Here is a 16,320-nt window from a genome sequence, read left to right as displayed (position 1 = left end):
GCGCCTGCGGGGGCATCGACAGACAAAAAAGAGGAACCCATGAGCAAGCAGATTCTGATTCTTCCAGGTGACGGCATTGGTCCAGAAATCATGGCTCAGGCGGTCAAGGTGCTGGAGCTGGCCAGCGACAAGTTTCAACTCGACTTCGCGTTGACCCATGACGTGATCGGCGGCGCCGCCATCGACCAGCATGGTGTGCCGCTGGCCGATGAGACCCTGGCCCGTGCCCGTGCGGCGGACGCGGTACTGTTGGGCGCGGTGGGCGGCCCTAAATGGGACACCCTCGAACGTGACATCCGTCCTGAACGGGGCCTGCTGAAAATTCGTGCGCAGTTGGGGCTGTTCGGCAACCTGCGTCCTGCGATCCTTTACCCGCAACTGGCGGACGCATCGAGCCTCAAACCGGAAATCGTCGCGGGCCTGGACATCCTGATCGTCCGCGAATTGACCGGCGGCATTTACTTCGGTGCGCCACGCGGAACCCGCGAGCTGGACAATGGCGAGCGTCAGGCCTACGACACGCTGCCCTACAGCGAAAGCGAAATTCGCCGCATTGCGCGGGTCGGTTTCGACATGGCCCGAGTGCGCGGCAAGAAGTTGTGCTCAGTCGACAAGGCCAACGTATTGGCGTCCAGCCAGCTGTGGCGTGAAGTTGTCGAGCAAGTGGCCAAGGAGTACCCGGACGTCGAATTGAGCCACATGTACGTCGACAATGCCGCGATGCAACTGGTGCGCGCGCCCAAGCAGTTCGACGTGATCGTCACCGACAACCTGTTCGGCGACATCCTCTCCGACGAGGCATCGATGCTCACCGGCTCCATCGGCATGCTGCCGTCGGCCTCTCTGGATGCCAATAACAAGGGCATGTACGAGCCGTGCCACGGTTCTGCGCCGGACATCGCGGGGCAGGGCATTGCCAACCCGCTGGCCACGATTTTGTCGGTCTCCATGATGCTGCGTTACAGCTTCAATCAGCAGGCAGCCGCCGATGCCATCGAGCAGGCGGTCAGCCTGGTTCTGGATCAGGGTTTGCGTACGGGTGACATCTGGTCGGCGGGGTGTACCAAGGTCGGTACACAGGAAATGGGCGATGCAGTAGTCGCCGCGCTGCAGAATCTGTAATCTCTCGGGCCCGTTACTTCCTGTTGGTGGAAGTAACGACCCCACTTTTTGTTAAAGGTGTAGTTGCGATGAAACGTGTAGGTCTGGTCGGTTGGCGCGGTATGGTCGGTTCCGTGCTCATGCAGCGGATGCTGGAAGAGCAGGATTTCGATCTTATTGAGCCGGTGTTTTTCACCACCTCCAATGTCGGTGGACAAGGTCCGTCCGTGGGCAAGGATATTGCTCCGCTCAAGGATGCCTACAACATTGAAGAGTTGAAAACCCTCGATGTGATCCTGACCTGCCAGGGCGGCGACTACACCACTGAGGTGTTTGCGAAGCTGCGTGAGGCAGGCTGGCAAGGTTATTGGATCGATGCTGCATCGAGCCTGCGCATGCAGGATGACGCGGTCATTATTCTGGACCCGGTCAACCGCAAGGTGATTGACCAGCAGCTGGATGCCGGCACCAAGAACTACGTGGGCGGCAACTGCACCGTGAGTTTGATGCTGATGGGCCTGGGCGGTCTGTTCGAGGCCGGTCTGGTGGAATGGATGAGCGCCATGACCTATCAGGCGGCTTCCGGTGCCGGCGCGCAGAACATGCGCGAGCTGATCAAGCAAATGGGCGCAACCCACGCCGCAGTCGCCGATGAACTGGCCAACCCGGCCAGCGCCATTCTCGACATCGACCGCAAAGTGGCGCAGGCCATGCGCAGCGATGCGTACCCGACCGAGCACTTCGGTGTGCCGCTGGCAGGCAGCCTGATCCCGTGGATCGACAAAGAACTGCCTAACGGCCAGAGTCGTGAAGAGTGGAAGGCGCAGGCCGAAACCAACAAGATTCTGGGTCGCTTCAAAAACCCGATTCCGGTTGACGGCATTTGCGTGCGCATCGGCGCCATGCGTTGCCACAGCCAGGCGTTGACCATCAAGTTGAACAAAGATGTGCCGATTGCCGACATCGAAGGGCTGATCAGCCAGCACAACCCTTGGGTCAAGCTGGTGCCCAATCAGCGTGAAATCAGCATGCAGGAGCTGAGCCCGACCAAAGTCACCGGCACCCTGAACGTGCCAGTCGGCCGTCTGCGCAAGCTGAACATGGGGTCGCAGTTCCTCGGCGCCTTCACGGTCGGTGACCAGTTGTTGTGGGGCGCGGCCGAACCGCTGCGCCGCATGCTGCGGATTTTGCTGGAGCGTTAATCCGCGCCGGTGATTTCAGACCCGCCCCTCGCACGAGGCGCGGGTTTTTTTGTGCGCCGACGATGCACACCCTTTACAGCGCGCTGTGCGTTGCCTGGCGGGGTGGCGCCCGGTACAGTGCCGCTCCCACTGTTTCGCCTGAGGTAGATCCATGAACCAGTCCTTTGATATCGCCGTCGTTGGCGCCACCGGCACTGTCGGCGAAACCATTGTGCACATCCTTGAAGAGCGTGATTTTCCCGTCGGTGAGCTGCATTTGCTGGCCAGTCTGGAGTCTGCCGGAAGTTCGGTGCCTTACCGGGGCAAGAACGTGCGGGTGCGTGAAGTCGACGCATTTGATTTCACTCAGGTACGCATGGTGTTTTTTGCGGCCGGGCCTGCGGTCACGTTGAGTTTCGCCGACAAAGCCCGTGCAGCGGGGTGTGCCGTCATCGACCTGTCGGGGGCCTTGGCGCAGGCTCAGGCGCCTCAGGTCGTGCCGGAGGCCAATGCGCAGAAGCTGCAAGGTTTACCCAAACCCGTACAAGTCAGTAGCCCAAGCCCTTCGGCGACAGCGCTGGCGGTGGTGCTGGCCCCTTTGCGTGGGCTGCTGGACATTCAGCGGGTGAATGTCACCGCGTGCCTGGCGGTCTCGGCACAAGGGCGTGAAGCGGTGTCGGAGCTGGCGCGTCAGACGGCAGAGCTGCTTAATTTGCGCCCTTTGGAGTCGACCTTCTTTGACCGGCAAATGGCGTTCAATTTGCTGGCGCAGGTTGGCAAGCCAGATGCCCAGGGCCATGTGCCGCTGGAGAAGCGTCTGGTCAGCGAACTGCGCGACGTGCTGGGCATGCCTGGGCTTAAGGTGTCGGTAACCTGCGTGCAGGCGCCGGTGTTTTTTGGCGACAGCTTCAGCGTCTCGGTGCAATTGGCAGGCCCGGTGGATCTGGACGCGGTTAATGCATTGCTCGAAGCAGCCGATAGCATCGAACTGGTCGAGGCGGGCGACTATCCTACAGCTGTGGGGGATGCGGTCGGTCAGGACGTTGTGTATGTAGGCCGTGTTCGTCACGGAGTTGACGATACTTCTGAACTTAATTTGTGGTTGACGTCAGATAACGTACGAAAAGGCGCCGCCTTGAATGCCGTGCAGGTGGCCGAGTTGTTGATAAAAGACCAACTGTAAAAGATACTTGGCGTCAATTTGCAAAATGATTCTAGCCAGACGGCCAATCGTTGCAGTTCAGTTGCTGTCAGGGCTCGCAAGGCGTAATAGGAGAACCGACCCGGTGGTGGTGTAATCCGGGCGGGGTCTTCAGGCAGCAGCTATACAGATCCCGTAGGACGGGGTCTGTACCAATAAGGAAGAGGCTATGGTTCAAGTTCGCAAATTAGTGTTAGCAATCGCCGCCGCTTCGGCGCTGTCATCCGGCATGGCACAGGCGCTTGGGCTCGGGGAGCTGACGCTGAAGTCGACGCAGAACCAGCCGCTGCTGGCTGAAATCGAATTGCTGGATGTCAAGGACTTGACTGCTGCCGAAGTGGTCCCCAGCCTGGCACCGGCTGAAGAGTTCTCCAAGGCAGGCGTTCAGCGCCCTGCGTTTCTGGATGACCTGCGCTTTACCCCGGTGATCAATCCGGAGGGCAAAAGCGTGTTGCGTGTGACCTCCAGTCAGCCGCTGTCAGAACCTTTCGTCAAATTTCTGGTGCAGGTCATGTGGCCCAATGGCCGCTTGCTGCGCGATTACAGCGTGTTGCTTGACCCGGCCAAATTTTCGCCGCAAACGGCTGCCGCTGCTGCAGCCACCCCGGCGGCTGCACCTGCGGGCAGCCCGGCGCAATACACCACCAGTGCCCGTGACACCCTTTGGGAAATTGCCGCGAAGGCGCGCAACGGTGGGTCCGTCCAGCAAACCATGCTGGCGATTCAGGCGCTTAATCCCGATGCGTTTATCAATGGCAACATCAACCGCCTGAAAACCGGTCAGGTGCTGCGCTTGCCGGATGCGTCGCAAAGCACCCAATTACCGCACGCCAAAGCCTTGGCTGAAGTGGCCTCGCAGAACGCCGACTGGCGCAGCGGGCGTCGCACTGTGCCGTTGGCCCAGCAGTTGGATGCAACCGGGCGTAAAACCCCGGCGCTGGCAACGCCCAAAGAGGCGGTGGGCGACAATTTGAGCCTGGTCTCAGGGCAGGCGGCCAAGGGGGCTGGCAAAGGCGCGGCAGGTGATGTCAAACATTTAAGCGACAAGCTGGCGATGACCCAGGAAGGCCTGGATGCCAGCCGTCGAGAGAATGCCGAGCTGAAAAGCCGGATGCAGGATCTGCAAAGCCAGCTCGACAAGTTGCAACGTTTGATTGAGTTGAAAAACGATCAGTTGGCCAAGCTGCAGGCTGAGCCTGTGCCAACCGATCCTGCTGCGGCGATTCCGGCGCAATTGGCGGCGCAGGCAGCCGATGCCCCCGAAGCCGACATTCCGCCAGCCACTGAAGGAACACCGGCTACCGCCGTCCCTCCGGCGCCGGTGGATGACGCACAAGACCAGGAACGCAGTATTCAGGACCTGCTGGCCAGTCCGTTGCTGTTGGGTCTGGTCGGTGGCGGGGCCGTGTTGCTGTTGTTACTGCTGATGTTGCTGCTGGCGCGTCGCCGTAAAGCGCAACAGGCCGCCGAAAAACACCTGCGCATGGCGCGTGCTCTGGAAGAAGAGTCGGATTTTGCGGCTGATCTGGATATGCCGGAAAGCAGCTTTGAAGGCCTTGAAGTTCCGCCTCCAAGCGTCAAGCTCGCACCTGCACCTGCACCTGCACCTGCACCTGCACCTGCACCTGCACCTGCACCTGCACCAGTTGTTGAGTCTGTGGCTCCCGCGGTTGCGGCAGCCACTGTCGCCGCGGCGGCAGTCGTGGCAGCGGCCACACAGTCCAAACCCGACAGCGATGTGCTGAACGAAGCCGAACACCTGATTACCCGCCGCCAATTCAATGAGGCGCAAGAGCTGCTCACCTCAGCCATTGAGCAGGCGCCGCAACGCAGTGATTTGCGTCTGAAGCTGATGCAGGTCTATGGCGAACTGGGCGAGCGTGATGCGTTTATTGCCCAGGAGCGCCAGTTGGTTGCCAATGGCAAAAACCACGCTGAAGTCGAGCAGCTCAAGGCGCGCTACCCGGCCATGGCAGCTGCCGCCGCTGCCGGTATTGCTTCGGCGGCCCTGGCTGCCGAGCTGGATGCCCAGTTCGTCAAAGACATGCTTCAGGAAGAGCCGAATGCAGAGGCGCCCGTTTCCGCCGAGCCGGTGAGCGAGGCATTCGATGAAGATTTCGATCTGAGTCTGGATGATCTGGAGGCTGCATCCCCAGCGGTGGTTGCTCCGACTGTGGAGCCTCAGGCTCCGGCACCTGCCGATGATGAGTTGAGCTTTGAGGCCGTGCTCGCCCAGCAGGCTGAAGCCCAGGCCGCCCATGATGACCTTGCTGACTTTGATTTGAACCTGCCGGACGATGAGCTTTCTGCTCCGACCCTGGCGGATGAGGATGTGCTGGGTCTGGAAGACGAGCTCAAGGGGTTGTCTGATGCCGAGACGCCGTTATTCGACATCAATGGCGTCGATGATCTGGATCTGCCCGCGGATTTCGACCTGTCATTGGCGGACGAAGAGGCACCGGCGGCGCCTGACAGCTTTTCGGTGGAGCTGGATGAAGTGAATGCCGAGCTGGAGCGTTTGTCGCAAAGCCTGGAGCATCCACCGATTGCCGAGCCGTTTGTCGATACCGACAAATTCGCTGCTGACGATGCGGTGGAGCAGGGCGATGAACCCGAGTTCGACTTCCTGTCCGGCACGGACGAAACCGCTACCAAGCTCGATTTGGCGCAAGCGTATATCGATATGGGCGATGCGGAGGGTGCGCGTGACATCCTGATTGAAGTGCTTGGCGAAGGGAACACTGCGCAGCAGGCCGAGGCCAAAGAGATGTTGTCTGGGTTGGTCTGATCGCCAGCCCGCCATGCCAACGGCAGCCAGGGTGGCTGCCGTTGTCGTTTTTGCGAGGGCGCGCGGGTGTGTCTAATTATTGGTGTGGCGTATTTGTTTCATGGCGTCTTGGCGCGTGCGCCTTATAATGCCCGCCTTTGCGTACATGAGCAGGCTGTAAGTCCTTGGCAAATTTAGATAACGCAGCCGCTGAAATGGCTGCCGAAGGTTTTTCCCGCATCGCGCTGGGCGTTGAATACAAAGGGTCGCGGTACAGCGGCTGGCAGCGTCAGGCCAACGGGGTGCTGACCGTTCAGGAAACCCTTGAAGAGGCGCTCTCGAAAGTCGCCGCGTCCCCGGTTTCATTGTTGTGCGCAGGGCGTACCGATGCCGGTGTGCATGCCTGCGGGCAAGTGGTGCACTTTGACACGCAAGCTGAGCGCTCGCTCAAGGCGTGGGTGATGGGGGCCAATATCAATTTGCCCCATGACATCAGTGTCAGCTGGGCCAAAGTCATGCCGGCGCATTTTCATGCGCGGTTCAAAGCCATCGCGCGGCGCTATCGCTATGTCATTTATAACGATCCGATACGGCCGGCTCATTTGAATCAGGAAATCACCTGGAACCATCGTCCGCTGGATGTCGAGCGCATGGCCGAGGCGGCGCAGTACTTGTTGGGAGTGCATGACTTCAGCGCTTTTCGCGCCGGTCAGTGCCAGGCCAAATCACCGATCAAAGAAATGCATCACCTGCGTGTCACCCGCCACGGGCAGATGATTGTGCTGGACATCCGCGCCAGTGCGTTTCTGCATCACATGGTGCGCAATATTGCCGGCGTGCTGATGACCATTGGTGCCGGTGAGCGGCCGGTGGAGTGGATCAAAGAGGTGCTGGAAAGCCGTCAACGTCGCTTGGGCGGTGTCACGGCGCACCCTTACGGCCTGTACCTGGTACAGGTCGAGTACCACGATGAGTTTCAGTTGCCTGACAGGTACATCGGTCCGCATTTCCTGACCGGTTTTAGCGAACTGGCCGGCTGACGCCCGCGCACGCTTTTGTTACCATCCGCCACTTTCATGCACCAATCCGGAGGTGGAGTCGACATGTCAGCCGTTCGCAGCAAGATCTGCGGTATTACCTGCATAAAGGATGCGCTGGCCGCTGTAGAGTCCGGAGCGGATGCGATTGGCATTGTGTTCTATGCCAAAAGCCCGCGCGCTGTAAGCGTTCAGCAAGCTCGCGCAATCATTGCGGCACTGCCTCCTTTCGTGACCACGGTCGGTCTTTTCGTCAATGCCAGCGCGTGTGAGCTCAACGAAACCCTCGACGCCGTACCGTTGGATCTGCTGCAGTTTCACGGCGACGAAACGCCGGAGCAGTGCGAAGGTTTTCACCGGCCTTATATAAAAGCGCTGCGTGTGAAGGCCGGCGATGACATTGCGCAGGCTTGCGCGCGGTATGGCAGCGCCAGTGGTATTTTGCTGGATGCCTACGTTGAAGGCGTGCCGGGGGGAACCGGCGAGGTCTTTGACTGGTCTTTGATACCTCGGGACCTGAGCAAGCCGATCATTCTGGCTGGCGGGTTGACACCTGATAATGTGGCAGACGCCATTCACCGCGTTCGTCCGTATGCCGTTGACGTGAGCGGCGGCGTTGAAAAGAGCAAGGGCATCAAGGATCACGACAAAATACGTGCCTTCATGCAGGCGGTTCGTGGAACAAACTGACGCGTGATGTGACGGTTGGCAGTCTGCCACCGTCCATCATTACCGCTGCTGTAAAGCGTGCGGGCCCGGTCGTTGGACGGGCAGAAATTAAAGTGGCAACCGCTCTGGAGCGTGTTGTCGGGAAGGCTGAGGGTTGCAGGGAGATGCCGGTTCGCCATGGGCTGACCGCAGGTGACTGCAATCATCGCCACATACCTAATGAATTTAGCTCAAGGGCATACACGGGGCCTGAACCAGGTGTTCAAGCCGCCCCGGTACTGGAGAAAAAAAGCATGAGCAACTGGTTGGTAGACAAACTGATTCCTTCGATCATGCGTTCGGAGGTCAAGAAGAGTTCGGTACCTGAAGGCCTGTGGCACAAATGCCCGTCCTGCGATGCAGTGCTTTATCGCCCTGAGTTGGAAAAGACCCTGGACGTTTGCCCTAAATGCAACCACCACATGCGCATCGGCGCGCGTGCACGCATTGATATCTTTTTGGACGCCGACGGCCGTGTCGAGCTGGGTGCCGACCTGGAGCCGGTTGACCGCCTGAAGTTCCGCGACAGCAAAAAGTACAAGGATCGTCTGGTCGGCGCGCAGAAACAGACTGGCGAGAAAGACGCGCTGATTTCCATGAGCGGCACCCTGTTGGGCATGCCGGTCGTGGTGTCTGCCTTTGAATTCTCGTTCATGGGTGGCTCGATGGGTGCCATCGTTGGCGAGCGTTTTGTGCGTGCCGCCAACCATGCGCTGGAAAACCGCTGCCCGATGATCTGCTTCGCGGCGTCCGGTGGCGCGCGCATGCAGGAAGCCCTGATTTCCCTGATGCAAATGGCCAAGACCTCCGCCGTGCTGGCACGCTTGCGCGAAGAGGGCATTCCGTTCATTTCCGTGTTGACCGATCCGGTGTACGGCGGCGTTTCGGCCAGTCTGGCGATGCTGGGCGATGTGATCGTTGCCGAGCCCAAGGCGTTGATCGGTTTTGCCGGCCCGCGTGTCATCGAGCAGACCGTGCGTGAAAAACTGCCGGAAGGTTTCCAGCGCAGTGAATTCCTGCTGGAACATGGGGCTATCGACCTGATCGTTTCGCGTCAAGAGCTGCGCCCGCGCCTGGGCAGCCTGCTGGCGCAAATGATGGGCTTGCCGACGCCGGTGTACGTCGCGCCTCCTGTTGAAACCATCGTTGTACCGCCGGCTCCGGCAAACCTATGACCCGGCGCACCCTTGGCCAATGGCTCGCTTACCTTGAGCAGTTGCATCCATCGGCCATCGACATGGGCCTGGAGCGCTCGCGAGAAGTAGCGAACCGTATGGGGCTGATCAAGCCAGCGCCTCGGGTGGTGACGGTCACGGGCACGAACGGCAAAGGCTCAACCTGTGCGTTTGTAGCGTCTTTGCTGCAAGCGCAAGGCCTGAAAGTGGGGGTGTATAACTCCCCGCATTTGCTGCGTTACAACGAGCGGGTGCAAATCGCGGGCGTTGAAGCGACGGACGAGCAGTTATGCGAAGCCTTTGCCGCGGTCGAGGCCGGTCGTGGTGAAATTTCCCTGACGTACTTTGAAGTCGGCACGCTGGCCGCTTTCTGGTTGTTCCAGCGGGCCCGGCTCGATGCGGTGGTGCTGGAAGTCGGGCTGGGCGGTCGGCTTGATACCGTCAATCTGGTGGATGCCGACCTGGCGTTGGTCACCAGCATTGGCGTCGATCATGTGGAATACCTGGGCAATACCCGAGAGTCTGTCGCGTGCGAAAAGGCCGGTATCTTTCGTTCAGGCAAGCCTGCCCTGTGCGGTGATTTGAATCCGCCCCAGACGTTGCTGGATAAAGCCCATGAACTGGGTTGCCCGCTCTTTATTCGCGGCCGTGATTTCGACCTGGCTACCACCGAACAGGTGTGGCACTGGCGTGGACTGAGCGCGGACGGGAGCGTTATTGAACTGCGCGATCTGCCCCTGCTTGACTTGCCCATGGAAAACGCTGCCCTGGCGTTGCAAAGCTACGCGCTGAGCGGCTTGCCCTGGCAGCCGGAGCGCATAGCGCAGGCGCTGCAGGCAACCCGTGTGACCGGCCGACTTGATCGTCGCTCGTTCAAGTGGCAGGGTAAAACCCTGAATCTGCTTCTGGATGTGGGTCACAATCCGCATGCCGCGCAGTATCTGGTTCGGCGCCTGATGCAGCGCCCGGTGACAGGCAAGCGCCTGGCCGTGTTTGGTTTGCTGGCAGATAAGGACCTGGACGGGGTGGTGGGTGAGTTTTCGGTGCCGGTCGAGCACTGGGCGGTAGCGCCGCTGGACACCCCCCGAACTCGCCCGGCGGCTGAGGTGGCAGCTGTCCTGCGACGTCAGGGCGCCTCTGTTTCAGAGCATGGCAGTGTCATGGCTGCGCTGGAGGCTCAGTGCGAGCGGGCCAGTGAAGCGGATGAAATTCTGTTGTTCGGGTCATTCTATTGTGTCGCCGAAGCCCTTGAATGGCTGGAGCGGCGCGCCACGGAGGAGGCTGCACATGGCTTTGCTGGATAAGGCGTACAAGCAGCGCATGGTGGGCGCGCTGGTGCTGGTGGCATTGGCGGTGATTTTTTTGCCGATGCTGTTTTCGCGTCAGGATGAGCAGCGTCAGATTCAGGTCGATGCGCCCACGGCGCCTCAAGTGCCCGTGATGCCGCAGGTTCAGGTTGAGCCGGTTGCAGTGCCCGAGCCGCAAGTCATTCCCGAAGAGCCTGCCCCGGTCGAGCAGGCCGTGGTGGCTGCGCCGCAACCGGAAGCTGTCGTGGTACCGCCGGTGGTCGCCAAGCCCGCCGTCGCGCCCAAGCCGCCAGCGGTCACCCCCGCACAAACGGTGGCGCAAGCGCCAGCCAAACTCGATACCACGCAAAAACGTGTCGATGGCAATGGTTTACCGATCAGTTGGTCGGTGCAGTTGGTCAGCTTGTCCAACCGTGCCAGTGCCGATAACCTGCAAAAAACCCTTCGCAATCAAGGGTATAACGCATACGTTCGGAGCTCTGGCGGGATGAACCGGGTTTTTGTAGGGCCTTTGTTGGAGCGTGCAGAAGCCGACCGACTGCGCGATTTACTGGGCAAGCAGCAAAATCTCAAGGGTTTTGTGGTTCGCTTTCAGCCTGAACGTGGCTGAGACTGAAAAAAGGTTCAATCTGTTACGTAATGCGCGTTCAAAGCGCCTTACCTGTGAGGCGGTGCTCTGCTAAAATGCGCCGCCTTATCTGTCTGTAGGCTGCACCGTGCCATTTACCTGGGTTGACTGGGCGATCGTTGCAACGATTGCCATTTCTGCACTGATCAGTTTGAAGCGTGGCTTCGTCAAAGAGGCATTGTCGCTGTGCACCTGGATCATTGCCGGTGTTGTCGCCTGGATGTTCGGTGGTTCCCTGTCGGAATATCTCTCTGCCTACATCGAAACACCTTCCGCCCGTGTCATTGCCGGGTGCACCATCATGTTTGTCGCCACCTTGCTGGTCGGCGCAATGATCAATTTTCTTATCGGCGAACTGATTCGCGTCACCGGGTTGTCCGGGACCGACCGGTTCCTTGGCATGGCCTTCGGCGCCGCGCGTGGCGCATTGCTGGTGGTCGTGGCGGTCGGGTTGTTAAGCCTGGGGCCGGTACAGCAGGACTCGTGGTGGCAAGAGTCACGGCTTTTGCCACAATTTCTATTGGTTGCCGACTGGTCGAAAAACCTCATTTTGGGGTTGAGCAGTCAGTGGCTCGCCAGCGGTATCAGCGTACCCGCTGATATTCCGTTCAAGGAGCACCTCTTGCCGGCTACCCAGCCCAAGTGAGCGGTGTTCAGTTCAGATCCATAAAGTAGGGGTTGCGTCGCATGTGTGGCATCGTCGGTATCGTCGGTAAGTCGAACGTCAATCAGGCGCTGTATGACGCGCTAACCGTCCTCCAGCACCGCGGCCAGGATGCTGCCGGTATTGTAACCAGCCATAACGGCCGGTTATTTCTGCGCAAGGACAACGGGCTGGTTCGTGACGTGTTTCATCAGCGTCACATGCAGCGCCTGGTCGGGAATGTTGGCATCGGCCACGTTCGCTACCCGACTGCAGGTAGCTCGACTTCAGCTGAAGCTCAGCCGTTTTATGTGAACTCGCCCTATGGCATTACCCTGGCGCATAACGGCAACCTGACCAACGTTGAGCAACTGGCCAAGGAGATCTACGAATCTGACTTGCGTCACGTCAACACCAACTCCGATTCGGAAGTGCTGCTGAACGTGTTCGCGCACGAGCTGGCCCAGCGCGGCAAGCTGCAGCCGACCGAAGAAGACGTATTCGCCGCCGTCACCGACGTGCATAACCGTTGCCGTGGCGGTTACGCCGTGGTTGCGATGCTGACCGGTTACGGCATCGTCGGTTTCCGCGACCCTAACGGCATTCGCCCGATCGTGTTCGGCCAGCGTCACACGGACGAAGGCGTGGAGTACATGATCGCCTCTGAAAGCGTTTCGCTGGATGTACTGGGTTTCACCCTGATTCGCGACCTGGCGCCCGGCGAAGCGGTCTACATCACAGAAGATGGCAAGCTGCACACCCGCCAATGCGCAGCCAACCCGCAGTTGACGCCGTGCATCTTTGAGCACGTTTACCTGGCGCGTCCGGATTCCATCATCGACGGCGTTTCGGTCTACAAAGCCCGTCTGCGCATGGGTGAAAAGCTGGCTGACAAGATTCTGCGCGAGCGTCCTGAGCACGACATCGATGTGGTCATCCCGATCCCGGACACCAGCCGTACAGCGGCTCTGGAGCTGGCCAACCACCTGGGCGTGAAATTTCGCGAAGGCTTCGTCAAAAACCGTTACATCGGCCGTACCTTCATCATGCCGGGCCAGGCGGCACGCAAAAAATCCGTGCGCCAGAAGCTCAATGCCATCGAACTTGAGTTCCGTGGCAAGAACGTGATGCTGGTCGATGACTCGATCGTGCGCGGGACCACCTGCAAGCAGATCATTCAAATGGCCCGCGAAGCGGGTGCCAAGAATGTGTATTTCTGCTCGGCCGCACCGGCGGTTCGCTACCCGAACGTGTATGGCATCGACATGCCGAGTGCGCACGAGTTGATCGCACACAATCGCACCACCCAGGATGTCGCTGATCTGATCGGCGCAGACTGGCTGATCTATCAGGACCTGCCTGACCTGATCGACGCCGTGGGCGGTGGCAAGATCAAGATCGAGAAATTCGATTGCGCGGTGTTCGATGGCAAGTACGTGACGGGTGACATCGATGACAACTACCTGGACCGTATCGAGCGTGCGCGCAACGATGCCTCCAAGGTGATTGCGCAGGGGGTGGGTGCCACCATCGGCATCTACAACAACTAACGCTTCACCGAACCGGCCCCAAGGGGCCGGTTTGCATTTTTCCGATACGCAAAGTAGCCAATACACAGCAGTCATTACAGCAAGGAGTGGGCAGCATGAGTCAGGATTGGGATGCCGGTCGGCTGGACAGCGACCTTGAAGGCGTAGCGTTCGACACCTTGGCCGTACGTGCGGGTCAGCACCGTACACCTGAGGGCGAGCACGGCGACGCCATGTTCCTGACCTCCAGCTACGTGTTCCGCACCGCAGCCGATGCGGCTGCGCGGTTCTCGGGCGAGGCAGCCGGCAACGTCTATTCGCGTTACACCAACCCCACGGTGCGCGCCTTTGAAGAGCGTATTGCGGCATTGGAAGGCGCCGATCAGGCAGTGGCCACGGCCACCGGCATGGCGGCGATCCTGTCGGTGGTCATGAGCCTGTGCAGCGCGGGCGATCATATTCTGGTGTCGCGTAGCGTATTCGGTTCGACCATCAGCCTGTTCGAAAAGTATTTCAAGCGTTTTGGCGTGCAGGTTGACTACGTGCCTCTGGCCGAGGTGTCGGGTTGGGATGCCGCGATCAAGCCCAACACCAAATTGCTGTTTGTCGAGTCCCCCTCGAACCCGTTGGCTGAGCTGGTCGACATCGCCGCGCTCGCTGAAGTAGCCCATGCCAAGGGCGCGATGCTGGTGGTGGACAACTGCTTCTGCACCCCGGCCTTGCAGCAGCCGCTGAAGTGGGGGGCCGACATCGTGGTGCATTCGGCCACCAAGTTCATCGATGGGCAGGGCCGCTGCATGGGCGGCGTGGTCGCCGGTCGCAGCGAACAGATGAAAGAAGTGGTGGGTTTCCTGCGCACCGCGGGGCCGACCTTGAGCCCGTTCAATGCCTGGATCTTCCTTAAGGGGCTGGAAACCCTCAACCTGCGCATGCGTGCCCACTGCGCCAGCGCATTGGCCCTGGCCGAGTGGCTGGAGCAGCAGGACGGCATCGAGAAAGTGCATTACGCCGGTCTCAAGAGCCATCCGCAGCATGCTTTGGCCCAGCGCCAGCAGCGCGGTTTTGGCGCCGTGGTCAGCTTTGAGGTCAAGGGTGGCAAGGAGGGTGCCTGGCGCTTTATCGACGCCACTCGCCTGATTTCCATCACCGCCAACCTGGGTGACAGTAAAACCACCATCACGCATCCCGCCACAACGTCCCACGGCCGCCTGGCGCCTCAGGAGCGTGAAGCGGCCGGTATCCGTGACAGCCTGATCCGCATCGCGGTGGGTCTTGAGGATGTGGCTGATTTGCAGGCGGACCTGGCACGAGGCCTTGCCGCACTGTGACGGACCTGATTCTCGAAACATCGGCGGGGGGAAACGGCCGCGTGGCACTGGTGACCGGGGCTGCGCGGGGCATTGGCCTGGGGATTGCCGCCTGGCTGGTCAGCGAAGGCTGGCAGGTGGTGCTCACGGACATTGACCGCGCACGCGGCTCCAGAGTGGCCAAGGTGCTGGGCGAAAACGCCTGGTTTGTGGCGATGGATGTGGCACAGGAGTCGGACGTTATTCAGTGCGTGGCGCAGGTGCTGGGGCAGTTCGGGCGTCTGGATGCACTGGTGTGCAACGCCGCCATTGCGGATCCGCACAACATGACCCTTGAAAGCCTCGACCTCGAACACTGGAACCGCGTATTGGCGGTCAACCTGACCGGGCCGATGCTGCTGGCCAAGCATTGCGCCCCTTACCTTCGGGCGCACTGCGGCGCCATCGTCAACCTGGCGTCCACCCGTGCCCGCCAGTCCGAACCCGACACCGAAGCGTATGTCGCGAGTAAAGGGGGATTGCTGGCGTTGACGCATGCACTGGCCATCAGCCTTGGGCCGGAGATCCGGGTCAATGCGGTGAGTCCGGGCTGGATTGATGCCCGCGATCCGTCCGTGCGCCGTGCTGAGCCACTGGCCGATACCGATCATTCGCAGCATCCCGCGGGCAGGGTCGGGACAGTGGAAGACGTGGCGTCGATGGTGGCCTGGTTGCTGTCGCGCAATGCCGGGTTTGTAACGGGGCAAGAGTTCGTGGTCGATGGCGGCATGAGTAAAAAAATGGTGTACGACGCTTAGGTGTCTTGTGGTCTGAATGGATACGCAAGGTGATTGGGCCATAGTCAGGGATTATCGATTTCTGCTTTTTTTTAAAAAAGTTCAATCTCGTCCTTGACTTAGCTTCGATAGGTGCGTAAATTTCGCGGCCTCAACGAAGCAAAGGGTGATTAGCTCAGCTGGGAGAGCATCTGCCTTACAAGCAGAGGGTCGGCGGTTCGATCCCGTCATCACCCACCACTTCTTGAGTTTCTCGCAAGAGAAAGGTCGTTCTGAAGAGAACACCAACCGACGCGCAGCGGTAGTTCAGTCGGTTAGAATACCGGCCTGTCACGCCGGGGGTCGCGGGTTCGAGTCCCGTCCGCTGCGCCATATTTTTACAAATCAGGTGATCCTGATTTGCGATTGAAAAGCACCGAAGCCTTTCAGTCACGGTTTAACTGTTCCAAGCGGACGCAAGTCCGAGCGATACGCAGCGGTAGTTCAGTCGGTTAGAATACCGGCCTGTCACGCCGGGGGTCGCGGGTTCGAGTCCCGTCCGCTGCGCCATATTCGCCTCAGAGCCCTTGAACTCTCTGAAGCTAAAAATCAAGCGACCTCAGGGTCGCTTTTTTTGTGCCTGCGATTTTGCATCCCGCCCACCCAATACACGTTCAAGCCATTTCCCTTCCCCTGTGCTGCGTATCCGGAATGGATGCCAGTCAAACAAGCTGAATGGCCTCTTTTTCCCTATTCGATCGAATGGCAAGCGTCTAATCAGCTACTGTCCCGGCCGTGTCAATTTTCCAGCTAATCCAGTTGTATTTTCTAGCTCACACTAAAGTCGTCAAAAAAACGGCGTTTATTCCGGTTTGATATAAAAAAACCAATTGGATCTCCGAATTTTGGATCCATAGGATTGCCCGCAATTGGTGCGCAGTGCTGTGTCCGATTGACTGCTCAGGGGCCATACCTCATTGC

13 protein-coding genes and 3 tRNA genes are annotated in these 16,320 nt (G+C 59.6%); all 16 read left to right on the top strand.

Going from position 1 to position 16,320, the window contains the following annotated elements:
- Positions 1–39: 39 nt before the first annotated feature.
- Positions 40–1,122: a 3-isopropylmalate dehydrogenase gene (leuB, locus tag V6F78_RS05910; protein ID WP_094991154.1), complete on the top strand. Its 1,083-nt coding sequence runs from the start codon at positions 40–42 to the stop codon at positions 1,120–1,122.
- Positions 1,123–1,190: 68 nt separating this feature from the next.
- The gene (gene asd / locus V6F78_RS05905; RefSeq protein WP_047275568.1) at positions 1,191–2,303 is read left to right on the top strand and encodes an aspartate-semialdehyde dehydrogenase; all 1,113 of its coding nucleotides are present in this window, start codon (positions 1,191–1,193) and stop codon (positions 2,301–2,303) included.
- 151 nt (positions 2,304–2,454) lie between these two features.
- Positions 2,455–3,465, top strand: coding sequence for an aspartate-semialdehyde dehydrogenase (locus V6F78_RS05900; RefSeq protein WP_048374951.1), 1,011 nt, complete (start codon positions 2,455–2,457; stop codon positions 3,463–3,465).
- A 187-nt stretch (positions 3,466–3,652) separates the two neighbouring features.
- Positions 3,653–6,271 (top strand): FimV/HubP family polar landmark protein, encoded by a 2,619-nt coding sequence (locus tag V6F78_RS05895; RefSeq protein ID WP_332726822.1) that lies wholly within the window; start codon positions 3,653–3,655, stop codon positions 6,269–6,271.
- Positions 6,272–6,465: 194 nt separating this feature from the next.
- Positions 6,466–7,290: a tRNA pseudouridine(38-40) synthase TruA gene (truA, locus tag V6F78_RS05890; protein WP_094991156.1), complete on the top strand. Its 825-nt coding sequence runs from the start codon at positions 6,466–6,468 to the stop codon at positions 7,288–7,290.
- Positions 7,291–7,353: 63 nt separating this feature from the next.
- The gene (locus V6F78_RS05885) at positions 7,354–7,977 is read left to right on the top strand and encodes a phosphoribosylanthranilate isomerase (RefSeq protein WP_332726821.1); all 624 of its coding nucleotides are present in this window, start codon (positions 7,354–7,356) and stop codon (positions 7,975–7,977) included.
- A gap of 272 nt (positions 7,978–8,249) precedes the next feature.
- Positions 8,250–9,170, top strand: coding sequence for an acetyl-CoA carboxylase, carboxyltransferase subunit beta (accD, locus tag V6F78_RS05880; protein WP_047294292.1), 921 nt, complete (start codon positions 8,250–8,252; stop codon positions 9,168–9,170).
- The gene (gene folC, locus V6F78_RS05875) at positions 9,167–10,474 is read left to right on the top strand and encodes a bifunctional tetrahydrofolate synthase/dihydrofolate synthase (protein ID WP_314400729.1); all 1,308 of its coding nucleotides are present in this window, start codon (positions 9,167–9,169) and stop codon (positions 10,472–10,474) included. Before accD ends, folC begins: the two co-directional genes overlap by 4 nt.
- On the top strand, positions 10,458–11,087 hold the full coding sequence (locus V6F78_RS05870) for an SPOR domain-containing protein (RefSeq protein ID WP_047275554.1): 630 nt from the start codon (positions 10,458–10,460) through the stop codon (positions 11,085–11,087). The genes folC and V6F78_RS05870 overlap by 17 nt, the downstream gene beginning before the upstream one ends.
- Before the next feature lie 106 nt (positions 11,088–11,193).
- Positions 11,194–11,751, top strand: a complete 558-nt coding sequence (locus tag V6F78_RS05865) for a CvpA family protein (RefSeq protein WP_047275552.1) — start codon at positions 11,194–11,196, stop codon at positions 11,749–11,751.
- 41 nt (positions 11,752–11,792) lie between these two features.
- A complete protein-coding gene (purF, locus tag V6F78_RS05860) occupies positions 11,793–13,298 on the top strand; it encodes an amidophosphoribosyltransferase (protein ID WP_047275550.1) in 1,506 nt (501 codons plus the stop codon).
- 95 nt (positions 13,299–13,393) lie between these two features.
- A complete protein-coding gene (locus tag V6F78_RS05855; protein ID WP_332726820.1) occupies positions 13,394–14,605 on the top strand; it encodes an O-succinylhomoserine sulfhydrylase in 1,212 nt (403 codons plus the stop codon).
- Between the two features lie 8 nt (positions 14,606–14,613).
- Complete coding sequence (locus V6F78_RS05850) at positions 14,614–15,381, top strand: SDR family oxidoreductase (protein WP_371057587.1); 768 nt, start codon at positions 14,614–14,616, stop codon at positions 15,379–15,381.
- A 143-nt stretch (positions 15,382–15,524) separates the two neighbouring features.
- Positions 15,525–15,600: transfer RNA gene (locus V6F78_RS05845), tRNA-Val, on the top strand.
- A 55-nt stretch (positions 15,601–15,655) separates the two neighbouring features.
- A tRNA-Asp gene (locus tag V6F78_RS05840) sits at positions 15,656–15,732 on the top strand.
- 100 nt (positions 15,733–15,832) lie between these two features.
- A tRNA-Asp gene (locus V6F78_RS05835) sits at positions 15,833–15,909 on the top strand.
- The last annotated feature ends 411 nt before the right edge of the window (positions 15,910–16,320 follow it).

The sequence above is a fragment of the Pseudomonas sp. ESBL9 genome, assembly GCF_036668715.1.
GTDB lineage: Bacteria > Pseudomonadota > Gammaproteobacteria > Pseudomonadales > Pseudomonadaceae > Aquipseudomonas > Aquipseudomonas lundensis.
This window is presented reverse-complemented; position numbering and strand designations above follow the sequence as displayed.

Coding starts and splice junctions, on each gene's coding strand:
- V6F78_RS05885 (WP_332726821.1), top strand. CDS start 7,354: ATGTCAGCCGTTCGCAGCAAGATCTGCGGTATTACCTGCATAAAGGAT.
- leuB (WP_094991154.1), top strand. CDS start 40: ATGAGCAAGCAGATTCTGATTCTTCCAGGTGACGGCATTGGTCCAGAA.
- asd (WP_047275568.1), top strand. CDS start 1,191: ATGAAACGTGTAGGTCTGGTCGGTTGGCGCGGTATGGTCGGTTCCGTG.
- V6F78_RS05870 (WP_047275554.1), top strand. CDS start 10,458: ATGGCTTTGCTGGATAAGGCGTACAAGCAGCGCATGGTGGGCGCGCTG.
- accD (WP_047294292.1), top strand. CDS start 8,250: ATGAGCAACTGGTTGGTAGACAAACTGATTCCTTCGATCATGCGTTCG.
- V6F78_RS05895 (WP_332726822.1), top strand. CDS start 3,653: ATGGTTCAAGTTCGCAAATTAGTGTTAGCAATCGCCGCCGCTTCGGCG.
- folC (WP_314400729.1), top strand. CDS start 9,167: ATGACCCGGCGCACCCTTGGCCAATGGCTCGCTTACCTTGAGCAGTTG.
- purF (WP_047275550.1), top strand. CDS start 11,793: ATGTGTGGCATCGTCGGTATCGTCGGTAAGTCGAACGTCAATCAGGCG.
- V6F78_RS05900 (WP_048374951.1), top strand. CDS start 2,455: ATGAACCAGTCCTTTGATATCGCCGTCGTTGGCGCCACCGGCACTGTC.
- V6F78_RS05855 (WP_332726820.1), top strand. CDS start 13,394: ATGAGTCAGGATTGGGATGCCGGTCGGCTGGACAGCGACCTTGAAGGC.
- truA (WP_094991156.1), top strand. CDS start 6,466: ATGGCTGCCGAAGGTTTTTCCCGCATCGCGCTGGGCGTTGAATACAAA.